This is a genomic window from Paenibacillus sp. FSL H7-0943, from assembly GCF_037963265.1.
Lineage (GTDB): Bacteria > Bacillota > Bacilli > Paenibacillales > Paenibacillaceae > Paenibacillus_AQ > Paenibacillus_AQ odorifer.
This window is the reverse complement of sequence record NZ_CP150148.1, coordinates 5,945,068-5,959,708: the sequence shown is the minus strand read 5'-3', so window position 1 is coordinate 5,959,708 and position 14,641 is coordinate 5,945,068. Positions and strand designations below refer to the sequence as shown.

Below are 14,641 nucleotides of genomic sequence, written 5' to 3'. Positions count from 1 at the left end.
CACGCGCTTTTTAGTAGATAATGTCTGCCGGATTTTGATATACTTTAGAGGATGCTTTCACTTGAAGCGGACTGGAGCTAGACCTAAGAGCTATTCATTCAGAAATGAAGGGGTATGAACAATGAGCAGAGCACCGATTTGATGAACCCCAGTGTAATTGAAGCAGAAGCAGGAATTTTATATATGAAGGGATATGTGTAATGAACAAAGCAATAGATCAGAAGCTGCAAAAGGAAGTGGATAGACGCAGAACCTTTGCGATCATTTCCCACCCGGATGCGGGTAAAACAACTTTAACGGAGAAACTGCTGTTATTCGGTGGCGCGATCCGTCTGGCGGGAACGGTTAAGGCCCGTAAAGCGAATAAGCATGCGACGAGTGACTGGATGGAAATTGAGAAGCAGCGGGGGATTTCTGTAACGTCTTCCGTGATGCAGTTTGATTATTTGAATCATCGCGTGAACATTTTGGATACACCGGGTCACCAAGACTTCAGTGAGGACACCTACCGTACCCTAACTGCAGCGGATAGTGCGGTCATGCTTATTGACGTGGCAAAAGGTGTGGAAGCCCAAACCACCAAACTGTTTCAGGTATGTGCTAAACGGGGTATTCCGATCTTTACCTTTATTAACAAGCTGGACCGTGAAGGACGTAGCCCGTTTGATCTGATGGAAGAGCTGGAGCAGGTTCTTGGTATTCGTTCTGTGCCAATGAACTGGCCGATCGGTAGTGGACGTGAGCTATGCGGCGTATATGACCGGATGAAAAATCAGGTAGAGCTATTCCAAGGTGACGATCATTCCGTAATCAAGGTTCAAAAGGTTGACGGATACCGTGATCCAATCATTCGTGAAATGGCTGGAGAGTATCTGCATGATCAACTGTGTCAGGATCTGGAGCTGCTGGATGTAGCAGGCGATGCTTTTGACTATGAAAAAGTATTAAGTGGTGAACTCACACCTGTGTTCTTTGGCAGTGCGATCAACAATTTTGGCGTACAGACTTTCCTCGATAATTTCTTGGATCTGGCACCGAAGCCTGAACCACGCCGCAGTACTATAGGGGTAGTAGAACCAACGAATGAGAAATTCACTGGTTATGTGTTCAAAATTCAAGCGAACATGAACCCGGCTCACCGTGACCGGATTGCTTTCCTGCGTATTGTGTCCGGGAAATTCGAACGGGGTATGAGCGTGAAGCATGTACGTGCCGGTAAAGATATCAAGCTGGCGCAACCACAGCAATTTTTGGCGCAGGACCGCGATATCGTAGAGGAAGCTTATCCGGGAGATATCATCGGTCTGTTTGATCCAGGTATTTTTAGAATTGGTGATACCTTGAGCCAAGCAGGAGATATGGAATTCGATGAGCTGCCAACGTTCTCACCAGAGATTTTTGCTAAAGTGAGTATTAAAAATGCATTGAAATCGAAGCAGTTCCAGAAGGGTGTCGATCAGCTGACTGAAGAGGGCATGATCCAGGTGTTCCGCACGGTCAACTTTGACGATATTTTGCTTGGCGTAGTTGGACAACTGCAGTTTGAAGTGTTTGAGTACCGCATGAAGGGTGAATATGGTGTGGATGTTCAGTTGCAGAGAATGCCGTACCAGTTTGCACGTTGGATCGTAGATGAAACTAAGCCGGATGCGAGCAAATTCAGAATCAACTCAACGTTGGTGACGGATAAGAAGGGCAATTTTGTCGTGTTGTTCGAGAACGAATATGCTATGCGGACAGCGATGGATAAGAACCCGACAGCTAAATTCCTGGAAATGGCTCCAAAAGCATTACTATAATTAGGACGCTATAACTTTCTGAATGTAATAATAAAACCTCCGCCTCCATAGGTGAAGTTACACCATGGTGAGCGGAGGTTTTTGACTAGTTGCGGTCAGTTTACGATGTGATATCCCCAGGGGTAATAGTCTCCAGGTGATCATGTAGCATGGTAACCAACCTATCTTGCTTAGCGGGATCTAAATCCTTCCAGATCATTTCGAACACGGCGCCAAGTCCCGGGAGTGCTGCCTCCGGACCGTCCACAGAGCCTTCAATCATATGACGTAAATCCTCTTCAGATTGACCGTGCACTTTATGAATAATCGCCTGGCGCAAGTCAATGGTAACGGGCATAATGTACCTCCTTTTTTGAAAATATAGTGATATTGACCTCGTTATAATGTGCCCTGCAAAGGTGCTGGAAATTCAAGTTTTTGTCCAAATATAAGATAGTATAAGTTTGACACATATATATCATCCTTATATTCCTACGAGAAACGGTTGTCATCCATAAGGACGGCAATGACGTTTCTTCTTGGCTTATGCTATACTGTTTGAGATATAGAATGCTACGGGAGGTACATAGACATGGCCAAAAAACAATATGCCGTCATCGGTATGGGGCGTTTCGGATCTAGTGTTGCTAAGGCGCTCAGCGGCATGGGGTTTGATGTACTTGCGATTGATGCTGACGAGCAGCGAACACAGGAAATTTCAAGTATTGTAACTCATGCCGTATCTGCAGATTCCACGGATGAGGAGGCGCTGCGTGCCCTTGGTATTCGCAATTTTGATGTGGTGGTTGTAGCCATTGGCGAGGACATACAAGCTAGCATCCTGACAACACTTATCCTAAAAGACCTGGGTGTGCCTGCAATTCTGGCAAAAGCCAAAGGTGAACTGCACGGCAAAGTATTAAGCAAAATTGGTGCGGACAAGGTGATTTATCCTGAACGGGATATGGGAATGCGGGTTGCGCATCATCTTGCTTCGCCTAATATATTGGATTATATTGAGCTGTCGCCGGACTACAGTATTCTGGATATGAAGGTATCCGGACCGATGCTCGGAAAAAATCTACAGGAGCTCGACATCCGCGCAAGATTTGGCTGCAACGTAATGGCCATCCGCCAAGGTGAAGAAATGAACATCTCTCCCCGTGCAGAGGATCGCCTGATCGATGGCGATATCCTTGTTATTGTTGGGCATAAGGATAATTTGACGAAGCTGGAGATGGCGTATCAGTAGGAACAAAGAATAAATGGCAAGGCAGAAGAAAGGAAGACTTTATGGAAATCATGTCTCCGCAAAATACGCGGGTTAAAGAGTGGGCCGGGTTACAGGAGAAAAAACATCGTGACAAGGCTCGTAAATATATCGTAGAGGGCGTTCATCTGGTTCAAGAAGCACTGCTGGCTGAAGCAGATGTGGAATGCCTTGCTTATGACCTCGACAAAGGAATGCCTGCTGAACTTAAGGGGCTGCTTCAGGCCGTTCAGGGAATGGAAGTGATTGGCGTTTCGGCGGCGATCATCTCAAAATGCAGCAGCACCAATACGCCGCAGCCGGTGTTCGCCATCGTGCGGAAGGAACAGCAGGCTGTAGAAGCTATCCTAGCGAAGAAGGATAGCCTTGTGGTTGTGCTGGACGGCGTGCAGGATCCGGGCAATGTCGGCACCATCATCCGCAGTGCGGATGCAGCGGGAGCAGACGGAGTGATCCTCGGACAAGGCTGTGCTGACCTCTATAATCCGAAGACCATCCGTTCCACGATGGGCTCGATGTTCCATCTTCCGGTGGTAGAGGGAGAGTTAAGTGAGATTTTGCCACAGGCCCGGGAAAATGGGGCGCTGCTGGTGAGCACTTCGCTGCAGGGCGAAGAATCATGCTATGAGCACGATTTTCAGGGCAGCCAGTGGCTGCTGATCGGCAGCGAAGGAAAAGGCATCTCGCCGGAAACGGCGCGACTCGTGGACAAGAGTATCATCATCCCGATGGCAGGCCGCGCGGAATCGCTGAACGCTGCAATGGCGGCGACGATTTTGCTGTTTGAGGGAATGAGACAGCGGGGATAAATTGTCACCGTTTGTAACGTGGTGTGAGTTGTAAGTCATCTTGTCACCGTTTGGAACGTAGTTTTCTCACAGTAAATTCAGTCCTGATGATCAAGATAATCTTGATCATCAGGACTTTTTTATAATCCTGCAACAGTATTGGCTGCACATAAGCCTGGCCATTTCCATTCTCAATACTTATACATTCTTTAGAAATTACTGTTTTCCGAATATTCATGTGTCATTCTTTTTTACGACAAATATATACGAATGTTGGAGGGAAAGTGTAAGGCACAAATTCAATTTTCTCAATAAGTAGTTGTTTAGCCCATCTTTTTTTCATGTGCAGCGAGTGCTGATATGCAACTAAAATTCCGCCTGGTTTAAGTGACTTAACAATCTGATGTAGGATTTTGTCACGCATTTCAATTGAAAAATTAAAAAATGGTAATCCGCAAATTATGCAATCTAACTCACCGATGCCTTCCTGATTCAATTTCTTGAGTAAGTAGCTGGCGTTGGAATGGAAAATGCATTCCGGATAAATTGCTTTTAAGTGTTCTCTCATTTTTTTATTCCGCTCAAACAAAAGCACTTTTGTAGAATTCGTTAATTGTGATGTCATGAGATGTGTAATAGCACCTGTACCAGCTCCAAGTTCTGCAACGGCATTTACATTATGCCATTGTACAGACTGGACTATTTTATTGGCTAATAATTGCGAACTGGGTAGAATATTTCCTACCCGCTTTGGATCTTTGAGGAAGCCTTGTAAGAAAAGTAAGTATTCAGACATAATCAATTAGCAATCCTCTCCGAAAGGCAATCTCAGTTGGAATGTGAAGACGTCATGAGTGTGTTTAAGCGTTAAAGTACCCTTGTGCAACTCAGCAATATTCCTAGCTATCGAAAGACCAAGTCCTGCTCCGGTTTGAATTCCCTGGCTTTTTCTTGAGTGGTCAACCTTATAAAATCGGTCAAATAGACGGTTTTCTTGATCCTGTGAGAGGGGAGTTCCTTTATTTTCAATCTCAATGGTACAGTGTTCAGAATCAGTTGTAATTCGTATGCTAATGCTTCCCGGGCTGATGGAATATTTTAAGGCGTTCATAAGTAGATTATCTATGGCTCTGGCTATTTTCTCACTGTCGATTAAGGTGAGGATTGGATTCTTATCTATCTCTTTTATAAGGTGGACATTGTTTTCTTGAGCGATCGGTTCGAATTCGAATAACAATTGATTCAAAAGCTGCGACAAATCGATTCTCTCCAGATTTAAACGGGAGTCAGCCGAATTAAGTCGGGTATATTCAAACAAATCATCGAGGAGTTTCTTCAAATGAAGCGCCTTGTTATAGGTGTTTTGAATAAAACGTGTGTATTCTTTTTTATCTTGGTACGATTCTGTACGTAAAAGCTCAATATACCCGATAATACTTGTAAGAGGGGTACGTAAGTCGTGTGAAATCCCCGTGATCATCTCCATCTTGGATTTTTCTATTTCGCGTTCCTTGATGATCTGTTGCTCTAAGCGCTCTGCCATCCGGTTGATGTTCAAAGCCACCAGTCCTAGTTCATCTTGGCGCACAACATTTACCCGATAACTCAAATTACCTTCGGATATAATCTGAAGTCCTTGTTCCAGCGCAATTAAATCTTTGACGATTCGCCGGGTCAATGTAAAAAATGTAATAACGAAAATAATGAAAAACATCGGAGTAAGAAGGTAGGCAAGAAAATTGAACACCCAATCCAATTTTGTTGCATTTCCAAAATGAAATAACAAGATGCTAAGTGAGGTATTTATCGCAATGGTAATTATGAAACTCAACACCATCCTGATTAAGATATTGGATTGAATGCGTTTATTTATTTGTAGATTTCGTATGATTTTAATCAACTTTGTAACCAACTCCCCAGACTGTCTTAATATACAGAGGTTCTCTTGGATTTTCCTCTAATTTTTCTCTTAAGTTACGAATATGAACCATTACGGTATTGTCAGAATATCCGTAAGGCTCTTTCCATACACTCTCGTAAATTTGCTCCGAACTATAAACTTGCCCAGGCCGGCTTGCAAGCAGGGTTAAAATCGCAAACTCTAGTGGAGTTAATGAAACTTCAATTCCATTTAACTTTACGGAATGTTTATTTTTATCTATGATCAGGTTTTTAATTATAAGCAGAGAGTTGAATTCTTCCTTTCCAATTAAGGACTGACGCCGTAACTGAGCTTTTACACGGGCCAGTAGTTCCAGTGGATTAAACGGTTTGATCATGTAATCGTCTGCCCCGGTAGTTAGACCCGTGATTTTATCAATGTCCTCTTGCTTGGCTGAGAGCATAATAATTGGGATATTTGATATTTCCCTAATTTTGAGACAGGCTGTGATACCGTCCATTTGAGGCATCATGACATCCAGGATAACCAGTTGAATGGATGTTGTTTGTATTGTACTCAACGCCTCTTGACCATCTGCAGCTTCAAGCACTTGGTAACCTTCATTTCTTAAGTAAACATGAATCACATCTCGAATTTCAGAATCATCATCTGCAACAAGAATTGTATTCAATGGACGCTGCCCCTCTTCTATATTTATTTTATTATGTTTCCCTTTTACGACAGACGTAGACGAAAGCGGGAGGGAAATTAAATGGCACATATTTTATTGTATCAATATTAAAATATTCGGAGAGTTGCTTCTTCATTTGAAGTGAATACTGAAAGGCAATAAATAATCCCTCAGGTTTAAGGGATTGGTAGATCTGTTCAACCAATGTATTTCTTAATTCGGGCTCAAAATTGAAAAAGGGCAGCCCACTAAAAATACAATCTAACTGATGAATATGTGAACCTTTAATTGTTTCTACTAAACTAGCAGCATTATGATAACAGGAAAAGTCCGGATAGCTTGTCTTCAGGTTATGCCTCATGGTTTTATCCATCTCAAATAGTAACACTTTCGTTGTACTAGTTACCTTAGTATTGATTACACGGGTGATTGCACCTGTACCTGATCCAAGTTCAGCGACTGCTTTAACTTCATGCCAAGGGGCTTGGTTAACCATGCTGTGTGCCAGAAACCGGGAACTCGGGGTAACACTGCCTACCTGTTTTGGATCATGAATAAAACTTCTTAAAAATAAGAGTTTTTCATTGAAGCTCATTCGGAATTCCTCCATAATTTTAGAATTGATTTAGATGTTTATTAATTTTGATAGGATGTGATCTCCAAAGTACGTTCCTACAAAAAAGAACAGTAAGGTCCAACTTAAAGCACTGGGATATGAAATAAGGGCAAATCGTTTATAGCTTGTACCGCTGAGCCCGATCAACATGGGAATGATGTAACGTACAACTGGAATAAACATGCCGATATACATAGCTGTACGCCCGCGTTTTTTTAGAATCTGCTCTGCTTTTTTAAAATGTCTGTTAGCTTCAAATTTGCACTTCAGCTTTTGCCCAAAGAATTTACCTGCAAAGTAGGCAACCGTAAAGGCCGTTAATAGCCCTGATAAAATGCAGAAATAAGTCATCCAGGAATTGATAATCCCCATGTGGCTTAGGGTAGCTCCAGTGAGGATTGTAATTTCATTAGGGATTGGAATTCCAAAAGGGCCTAACGTGAAAGCAAGATAAAAAATCAGATATCCATACTGATTGATTAGCTCTAAGACGGTATTACTGGCCAATATGCCACCTCCTTCGCTTACTTCAATACAGAAATCTTAACTAAAAAAACTGAGGAATTAGGTGGGGGAATTCTAAAGAAATCCTGAAGAGACTTAAAATTCGATAGGATTGGCCAAGTCTCTTATTTATAGGGGGCTAAATTATGATAGAAGAAGGGATCCGTTTCTGCCTTGCAATTTGAAATGTCGTTGATATCAAGGAATCAGTCCCACAGTCACAATAAAAAAGTCCTGAGGATCAAGAAACTCTTGATCCATCAGGACTTTTTACATAATGACCTACCCTTTCATCATCAAACGAAGCGAAACGATGATGAGAAAAACGGCTAATAGCTTTAAAAGCAGCTTGGCAGGAAGGCGTTTTGCCAGGCGTGCGCCAATTTGACCGCCGATAATTGCGCCAGGTGCTAGGGCTAACACCATAAACCATTCAACATTCAATAAAAAGGCATGTGTTGTGGTGCTTACGATAGCTGACAGGAAAATTTGAAGCATAGAAGTTGCAACAGCGATATGGGGGGCAAAGCCGAGAAGTAAGGTCATTGTCGGAACCATAAGACTCCCGCCGCCAATCCCAAATAGGCTTGCTACAAAGCCAACAAGAAAACTGATGATTATGCCGGTAGGCATATGATAAGCATATTCGAAATGAGCACCGCTATTATCGGAAAAGCTTCGCTTCACGGTTGGTTTGAAAGGCCAATGGATGGGTTTGTTCGGCTTGAACAAGAGCAATAAAGCGACAAGGATTAAGAAAATACCGAAGCTTACGAAAAACATTCTCCCGCCCATTTGCTTGGTAAAGAGTGCACCTATTACTGAACCCGGAATCGAAACGGCGGCGAAGGTGAGCGCTGCTTGATAATCGATTCTCTTCTGCTTTGCGTACACATAAGTACTTGAGATGGAGTTGAAAAGCAGCATCGCCATTGATGTTCCAGCCAGATGTGAAGGCTCCATATCAGGAAAAAGGAAAGCCAACGCAGGCACAACGATGAACCCGCCGCCAAGTCCGACCAATGAACCGGAAATGCCAGCTGCTAGCCCGATGACTAAGAGCAGTAAGTAAGTTAGCACAACAGCATGTTCCTTCCTCTACGTGAATTCTACAATCATTTATCTTACCAGAAAAAACGTCCCGCAAATAAATTGTTTTTTAGCCAATTGCGCTGTTCTGCTGCTAAACGGGGATCATTGTCCATTTGGGACAGGATATCTTTTTTTACAAGTTTGCAGACGGATTGAACAATAGTTTGATCCTGGCTAGCATCTAACCAGAGAATTTCCGCAGACCGGGGATTAGAGGTGTATCGTTGCCAAGCAGGTTGTCCCTCAGCATTAGGATTACCGGTATATAGGAAATACCGTAAATAGTCCCTCATTAGGGAAGAGAGCATGTTACGCCCAGGCTCGTTATGCTCGGAAATTACATCCGCAGGAAATCTTTCCTGGACACTGGAAAAGTCACCTGTATAGAAGGGGATGTCTGCACCATGCGGGGCACCCATAAGAAAACGGATGTAAGGATCGATCACTCCGTCTCTTAACCCCCAGGCGAAGCGGTAAGCATAGATGGGCATCTCCGGAATCGCACTTAATAATATCTCTGTAGTCTGCTCTACATTAAATTCTGCATACAGATCGCTCCCATATTGGACTGCAGCTTCATAGAGCTTCTTTTCTTCCAGATTTCCGGCTAACTCTTCCTTTTGCACTAGGGAGAAGAAATGAGTATCCCATAAAGTGAACTCGGAGAATTCGCTGGCAGTGCTGCCAAGGATGATCGGCAGGGAAGGGTGATCGCGGTTATTTAGATTGTCGAAGCCACCAATAGGAATGACCGTGCCATCTTCGATCAAATGGGGAAAAGCAGCCATCTGAAGCCCCGTCTCACGAATGATTTCGACAAAGTGTAAGGCATTCTGACGAAATAGGAAGGCGGAAATCTTATCCGCAGATTGTGTGGAAATCCATACTCTTGCCTCACCTTGAGTGCTGACCATTCCTGTTTTTATTAATAACTCTGTTAAAATGTCATCTGCTTTTTCTTCGCTTTGCTCCGTAACAGCCGTTGTTAAACCTCCGCTCATAATAAAAAGCTTATGAAAGAGCCCTCTGCCCAGAGGTGAAAGGTAAGCAGCTAATGCATTTCTTGCACCTGCAGACTGGCCCCCTAATGTTATGTTCCCTGGATTTCCCCCAAAGCAAACAATGTTATTGTGCAGCCACTTTAGCGCATGAAGAACATCGAGGAGACCGTAATTTCCTGAGTCATCCAAGGGGTCCCCGGTTCGGAGTGAGGGATGCCGGAAAAATCCCATTGCTCCTAAACGGTAGTTCACTGTAACCACTATACTATTTGTCTTACACGCCAATTCTCCACCTTGAAAATCCCGTCCCGAACCCCCAATATTTCCGCCGCCGTGGAGGAAGACGAATACGGGTAAGCCTGCCTCGGCATGATCCGGTCGCCAAATATTCAAAAAGAGGCAATCTTCACTGCCGCCAGGTTCCCCTTGAATGAATTGGACACTGCTATTATTAAAATGGCATGCAGGCAATACACCTGTCCAAGGTTCTATCTCACGCGGTGCTTTCCATCTGAGCTTATCTATGGGAGGTTCCGCATAAGGAATCCCTAACCATGCGATCGCCCCAAGTGTTGGCAGACGTATGCCTTTAAGCTGACCGCTGGAGACTGTAATAATTTCTTCCATGGGTTCTCGTGTGCTCATTTATAGTTCCCCTTTCTCCTGCAGATTCTTATGTATTTTTAATTCTCTTTATTATAGTGTTCTGCTATGATGATGAAAAATATATTATTATATATAAAATACATAACTCTAAGGTTATAGAAGAGGGTGGGTTCGTTGGATTTACTTTCGCTTCGGTACTTTCAAACGGTTGCAAAGCTTGAGAATATGACCCAAGCAGCCGAAATACTCCAAATCTCACAGCCTGCTATAAGTAAAATGATCAAAAATCTTGAGGGCGAATTAAACGTCAAATTGTTTGATCGCACAGGAAAATACATTCGATTAAATGAATATGGAAAGCGGTTTCTTGTGAAAGTTGATTTAGCCCTACAAACGTTAGAGGAGGGGAAAACAGAGCTATTGGACTTGTCTGAGCGACCGACAGGAACTGTAGTGATTTTTATCCAAGCGGGTTCCTATTTGCTTCCGGATATGATCACATTATTTCGTCAGAAGTACCCGGAAGCTCAATTCAAGCTATTGCAGCAGGATCAGGAGATCTCACGTTATCCGGCTTTTGATTTGTGTATTTCTTCTACTCCGCTCAAGATTCCAGGAACAGTGTCCACACCGGTATTAACGGAAGAAATCCTGCTGGCGGTTCCTAATGAGCACAGGCTCGCAACCCGTAAAAGTGTACGTCTGAATGAACTCGCGGAAGACGGTTTTATTAGTTTGAAAATAGGCAAGCAGCTGCGCGAAACGACGGATTCTCTCTGTCACGCCGCCGGATTTGCTCCGCGTATCATTTATGAATGCGATGAGCCTTCGATGGTACGCAGTCTAGTCCGTTCGGGACTAGGGGTTTCTTTTATCCCCGCTGTAACTTGGGGGGGTTCTCAAGGATCCTCTGTTGTGCTTCTTCCTATTGAAGAACCCATAAGTACCCGCACCATTGAAATCTCATGGTATACCAACCGGTACATGACTAATGTCGCTAAAAAGTTCAAGGCCTTTGTTGAGGATTATTACAAGCAGTTAAAAGAAGACAATTTAAAAAAAGAGCCAATAAACCCTAAGGCTTAATTGACTCATTGTCAGCAACGCTAATCATTTAATCCCTTACCCTCAAGGATTTGCGGGATGAATTTTTCAATTCGGGATACGCGGGTTTTGGATTGTTTGGCTTGAGAAAAATGATAAATATATGCGTTTTGCCGTCCAGGCGTTAGGGCTTCAAAAGCAGTTTTTAAGCCAGGAAGTTCAGCGAATTTAGTCTGAAGCTCTTCAGGAATGAGGTAATCCTCTTTCTTTTTTAATTCGACTTCCAAACCCGCCTTTTCAACTTCTATGGCATTTTGAATGTAGGCTTTCAGAACAGCTTCCATTTCAACGATTTGTTGCACATTCGTAAACCGAATCTGGCGCGCTGCCTGCACATTTTCTGTTTGTTGAATTAGAATCCCATTGGGATCCTGTAACAAGGCACCTTTGTGAAAGAGAAGCGCACAATATTCTTTAAATCCATGAATTAATACTATGTTTTTATCATCAAATGTGTAACATGGATGCATCCACTTATAATCTTCGGTCAGCCCGCAATCAAGCACGATCGTTCTCAACTGCTCATATTCTTCCCGCCATTGTTTCGCTTTACTTAAAAATTTATCAACCCTAGGATTCAATACATTATTTGTCATAAAAAACACCCATCTTCATCATATTTTCAATACAATTTTACTTTTTTTATGGAATGTACAGTCGTAATCTTCTGGGAATGGGCAACCTATGTTGTCTCCCGTTCGATCAGTTGGAACGATAGGGGCTGCAGCTCCATATCCAGTCCAAGCAGGGTTGGAGCCAGCAGAAGAAAGGCGTTCTCCGCCTGTCCTGCAATCGGATTCCGAACAGTGGTAATTCCGAGTGTCTGTGACAGCTCCGAATTATCAAAACCAATGATGGCTAGATCACGGGGCACCTCCAGCTGCTGTCTACGTGCTTCGCTCAGAACGCCCACCGCCACCAAATCATTGGAGCACAGAATGGCATCCGGCTGATCGGGTTGTCCAATTAGGGTTCGCACCAATTGCTCTCCGTCACGGATTCCATAAATCGTGGAGTAATACCATTTCTCAACAATGGGAAGATTATATTTGGTCATGATTTGCTCATAAGCTAGTCGTCTACTCTGGGTATTTATGCTGCTTGGGCGGCCAAAAGCATTAGCGATACGCGTATAACCCCGCTCTATCAAATGCTCTAGAGCGAGTGCATATCCGTCATATTGGTTCATGGCAACTGACGGTATTTCAGGATGGTCCATGCGTTGCCAAGACACAATCGGGCCGTATTTGCAGTAGGAAGTTATGACATTTTTATCGTTAACAGCGGTCAGAATAAGCAGGGCGTCGACTCTTTTTTGTTTGAGATCCTCGAAGGCCTGAAGTTCCTTTTGCTTATCACCGCCGGTGGTATAAATAATCGTCTGGTATCCGTAACGGCCGGAAATTTCGACGAAGCTGTTCATGAAGCACAAAATAAGCTCGTTGAGGTCTAAGGTAATCATGCCGATTTGCTGGGTTTGGCCTTTGGATAAAGATATGGCATTCCGATTGGGAACATAGTCCGTCTCTTTCATAATGGCGAGAATTTTCTCCCTAGTTTTCTTGCTGACATGGGGAGAATCGTTCAGGACTCGGGATACCGTAGCTTTGGAAAAGCCCGACAGCTTAGCAATTTCGTCAAGTGTGGACATCGGCTTATCTCCTTTGCAAGATTAATCCTTGACATGTAACGCGTTCCAAGGTTTAGGATTCGGATTAGAGCAGTAAACCTATACTATCACAATAGCAAAGGCGGGAAGAAATATGAACTTACAATTTCCAGAAGGATTCCTATGGGGTGGGGCTGTAGCCGCTAACCAGCTTGAAGGGGCGTATCAGGATGATGGCAAAGGCTGGTCTACCCAAGATGTCATGCCGCATGGCATTAAGTCTGCGCCTACAGAAGTTCCTACCGACGATAACATGAAGTTAATTGGTATCGATTTCTATCACCGATATAAAGAAGATATTAAGCTGTTTGCGGAAATGGGCTTTAAAGTATTCCGGACGTCTATTGCCTGGTCACGGATTTTTCCGAAAGGGGACGAGCTGGAGCCGAATGAACAAGGCTTGCAGTTCTACGACGACCTGTTCGACGAGTGTCATAAATACGGCATTGAACCGCTAGTTACGATCTCCCATTATGAGACCCCGCTGCATTTGGCACGAGAGTATGATGGATGGGTTAACCGTAAGATGGTGGAATTTTACGAGCGTTATGTGAGAACGATCTTTAATCGTTACAAGAATAAGGTTAAATACTGGCTGACCTTCAACGAGATCAATTCTATCCTAGAGTTCCCATTTATGAGTGGCGGAATCAATACTCCATTGGAGAAATTGAGTAAGCAGGATCTGTATCAGGCCATTCACCATGAGTTCATTGCAAGTGCTTTAGCGGTGAAGATCGGCCATGAGATCAATCCTGATTTCAAAATAGGCTGCATGGTGCTGAGCATGCCAATTTATCCGCTCACTCCGCATCCGGACGATTTGATCAAGGCGATGCAAAGTGATCACAAAAATATGTTTTTTGCGGATGTTCATAGCAGAGGTTATTATCCAGGCTATATGAAACGGTTCTTTAAGGAAAATGGAATTCACATTCATTTCGAGTCAGGGGACGAAGAAATTCTGAAGCATACCGTGGATTTCATATCGTTCAGTTACTATATGAGCACATGTGAAACAGCCGATCCGGAGAAACAGATCAGAGGAGAAGGAAACCTGCTGGGTGGGATACCGAATCCGTATCTGGAAGCGAGCGAATGGGGTTGGCAGATCGATCCGCAGGGCTTGCGTTATGTGATGAATATATTCTATGACCGATACCAAAAACCGCTGTTTATCGTGGAAAATGGCCTTGGCGCCGTCGATCAGCTGGTTGTAGACGGGAACGGTGAGAAGATCGTAAACGACGATTACCGGATCAATTATTTGCGAGATCATTTGGTTCAAGTAGCAGAAGCTATTGCTGATGGCGTGGAAGTTATGGGATACACAAGCTGGGGCTGCATCGACTTGGTTAGCGCAACAAGCGCCGAGCTGAAGAAACGTTATGGTTTCATTTATGTAGATCGTCATGATGATGGTTCAGGTACACTGGAGAGATACCGTAAGAAGTCCTTCCACTGGTACAAAGAAGTAATTGAATCCAACGGACAAAGCCTGTTCTAATAAAAAAAGTCCTGATAATCGAGTTATTCTTGATCTATCAGGGCCTTTTTTTTTATCCAATATTATACAGACACTGGTTTATTGTTGACATCATTAATTGAACATGTTAATTTGTAAATATTAAATTAATCGG

15 protein-coding genes are annotated in these 14,641 nt (G+C 43.5%); 5 read left to right on the top strand and 10 right to left on the bottom strand.

What is annotated here, in order from left to right:
* Positions 1-200 precede the first annotated feature (200 nt).
* Positions 201-1,799, top strand: a complete 1,599-nt coding sequence (locus tag NSQ55_RS25950) for a peptide chain release factor 3 (protein ID WP_076184819.1) — start codon at positions 201-203, stop codon at positions 1,797-1,799.
* A 100-nt stretch (positions 1,800-1,899) separates the two neighbouring features.
* Here the strand turns inward: NSQ55_RS25950 and NSQ55_RS25945 are convergent, their stop codons facing one another.
* Entirely contained in the window at positions 1,900-2,136 is a 237-nt protein-coding gene (locus NSQ55_RS25945; RefSeq protein WP_076130310.1) for a small acid-soluble spore protein SspI, read from the bottom strand.
* 234 nt (positions 2,137-2,370) lie between these two features.
* Between NSQ55_RS25945 and NSQ55_RS25940 the strand changes: the two genes are divergently transcribed.
* Positions 2,371-3,030, top strand: coding sequence for a TrkA family potassium uptake protein (locus tag NSQ55_RS25940; RefSeq protein ID WP_036685517.1), 660 nt, complete (start codon positions 2,371-2,373; stop codon positions 3,028-3,030).
* 41 nt (positions 3,031-3,071) lie between these two features.
* Positions 3,072-3,857 (top strand): RNA methyltransferase, encoded by a 786-nt coding sequence (locus NSQ55_RS25935; RefSeq protein ID WP_036685514.1) that lies wholly within the window; start codon positions 3,072-3,074, stop codon positions 3,855-3,857.
* A gap of 220 nt (positions 3,858-4,077) precedes the next feature.
* Here the strand turns inward: NSQ55_RS25935 and NSQ55_RS25930 are convergent, their stop codons facing one another.
* The 7 genes from NSQ55_RS25930 to NSQ55_RS25900 all read right to left on the bottom strand — a co-directional run bounded on the left by NSQ55_RS25930 (position 4,078) and on the right by NSQ55_RS25900 (position 10,267).
* Positions 4,078-4,632 carry a methyltransferase domain-containing protein gene (locus NSQ55_RS25930; RefSeq protein WP_081387947.1) on the bottom strand — a complete coding sequence of 185 codons (555 nt, stop codon included), beginning with the start codon at positions 4,630-4,632 and terminating at the stop codon, positions 4,078-4,080.
* A 6-nt stretch (positions 4,633-4,638) separates the two neighbouring features.
* On the bottom strand, positions 4,639-5,673 hold the full coding sequence (locus tag NSQ55_RS25925; protein WP_139329893.1) for a HAMP domain-containing sensor histidine kinase: 1,035 nt from the start codon (positions 5,671-5,673) through the stop codon (positions 4,639-4,641).
* Between the two features lie 55 nt (positions 5,674-5,728).
* Positions 5,729-6,409, bottom strand: coding sequence for a response regulator transcription factor (locus NSQ55_RS25920; protein ID WP_036685458.1), 681 nt, complete (start codon positions 6,407-6,409; stop codon positions 5,729-5,731).
* Positions 6,410-6,440: 31 nt separating this feature from the next.
* On the bottom strand, positions 6,441-7,004 hold the full coding sequence (locus tag NSQ55_RS25915; protein WP_076308856.1) for a methyltransferase domain-containing protein: 564 nt from the start codon (positions 7,002-7,004) through the stop codon (positions 6,441-6,443).
* 30 nt (positions 7,005-7,034) lie between these two features.
* Positions 7,035-7,532: a DedA family protein gene (locus NSQ55_RS25910; protein WP_076130315.1), complete on the bottom strand. Its 498-nt coding sequence runs from the start codon at positions 7,530-7,532 to the stop codon at positions 7,035-7,037.
* 279 nt (positions 7,533-7,811) lie between these two features.
* A complete protein-coding gene (locus NSQ55_RS25905) occupies positions 7,812-8,609 on the bottom strand; it encodes a sulfite exporter TauE/SafE family protein (RefSeq protein WP_076098819.1) in 798 nt (265 codons plus the stop codon).
* A 44-nt stretch (positions 8,610-8,653) separates the two neighbouring features.
* Complete coding sequence (locus NSQ55_RS25900) at positions 8,654-10,267, bottom strand: carboxylesterase family protein (protein ID WP_339169759.1); 1,614 nt, start codon at positions 10,265-10,267, stop codon at positions 8,654-8,656.
* Between the two features lie 135 nt (positions 10,268-10,402).
* On the opposite strand from NSQ55_RS25900, the gene NSQ55_RS25895 reads away from it, so the two are divergent.
* Complete coding sequence (locus NSQ55_RS25895) at positions 10,403-11,314, top strand: LysR family transcriptional regulator (RefSeq protein WP_248549715.1); 912 nt, start codon at positions 10,403-10,405, stop codon at positions 11,312-11,314.
* 20 nt (positions 11,315-11,334) lie between these two features.
* On the opposite strand, the gene NSQ55_RS25890 is transcribed toward NSQ55_RS25895, so the two are convergent.
* Both NSQ55_RS25890 and NSQ55_RS25885 read right to left on the bottom strand, forming a co-directional pair.
* Positions 11,335-11,928, bottom strand: a complete 594-nt coding sequence (locus NSQ55_RS25890; RefSeq protein ID WP_076098816.1) for a YdeI family protein — start codon at positions 11,926-11,928, stop codon at positions 11,335-11,337.
* A gap of 86 nt (positions 11,929-12,014) precedes the next feature.
* Entirely contained in the window at positions 12,015-12,983 is a 969-nt protein-coding gene (locus NSQ55_RS25885) for a LacI family DNA-binding transcriptional regulator (protein WP_339169756.1), read from the bottom strand.
* Between the two features lie 112 nt (positions 12,984-13,095).
* On the opposite strand from NSQ55_RS25885, the gene ascB reads away from it, so the two are divergent.
* Positions 13,096-14,508, top strand: coding sequence for a 6-phospho-beta-glucosidase (gene ascB / locus NSQ55_RS25880; protein ID WP_339169755.1), 1,413 nt, complete (start codon positions 13,096-13,098; stop codon positions 14,506-14,508).
* Positions 14,509-14,641 lie beyond the last annotated feature (133 nt).